This is a genomic window from Acidimangrovimonas pyrenivorans (genome assembly GCF_042643245.1).
Classification (GTDB): Bacteria; Pseudomonadota; Alphaproteobacteria; order Rhodobacterales; family Rhodobacteraceae; genus Acidimangrovimonas; species Acidimangrovimonas pyrenivorans.
In genome coordinates, this window is the sequence record NZ_JBHRSK010000034.1 from 1 (window position 1) to 769 (window position 769).

A 769-nucleotide genomic window follows, 5' to 3' on the forward strand; every position below is an offset into this window, starting at 1 on the left:
CCTTCGAGCCGCAATCGAAACGCTGGCCGCGGAAGCGGAAGCCGTAGACCGGCCGGCCGGCCGCGATCTCGTCGGCGATCGCGTCGGTGAGCTGGATCTCGCCCGAAGCGCCCGACTTCATCTTGTTGAGGTTCCCCATCACCCGCGGCGTCAGGATGTAGCGCCCGATCACCGCCAGGTTCGACGGCGCCTCCTCGGGCTTCGGCTTCTCGACCATGCCGCGCACCGAGACCATCGCCCCCATGTCCTCGGCGACGTCGAGCACGCCGTAGGCCGAGGCCTTCTCGGGCGGCACTTCCATCGCCGCCACCACGTTGCCGCCGGTCTCGGCATGGGCCTCGACCATCTGCTGCAGGCAGGGTTTCTCGGCCGCGATCACGTCATCGGGCAGGATCACCGCGAAGGGCTCGTTGCCGATCAGCCGCCGCGCGCACCACACCGCGTGGCCGAGGCCGAGCGCCTTGTGCTGGCGGATATAGGCGATCGCGCCGTCTTCCATATTGGTCGATTTCAGCGTCTGCAGCAGGGCGTCCTTGCCCTTGCGCCGCAGCTCCGCCTCGAGCTGCGGATTGCAGTCGAAGTAATCCTCCAGCGCGCTCTTGCCGCGCGAGGTCACGAACAGGAATTCCTTGATCCCGGCCGCCCGCGCCTCGTCGATCGCGTATTGGATCAACGGCCGGTCGACCAGCGTCATGATTTCCTTCGGCACCGATTTCGTCGCCGGCAGAAACCGCGTTCCCAATCCCGCGACAGGGAAAACTGCCTTCGT

At 66.7% G+C, this 769-nt stretch carries 1 protein-coding gene; it reads right to left on the minus strand.

Annotated elements, in window-relative coordinates:
• The coding region (locus ACFOES_RS20990) for a UTP--glucose-1-phosphate uridylyltransferase (RefSeq protein ID WP_377835683.1) at positions 1 to 769 on the minus strand (769 nt) is incomplete at both ends.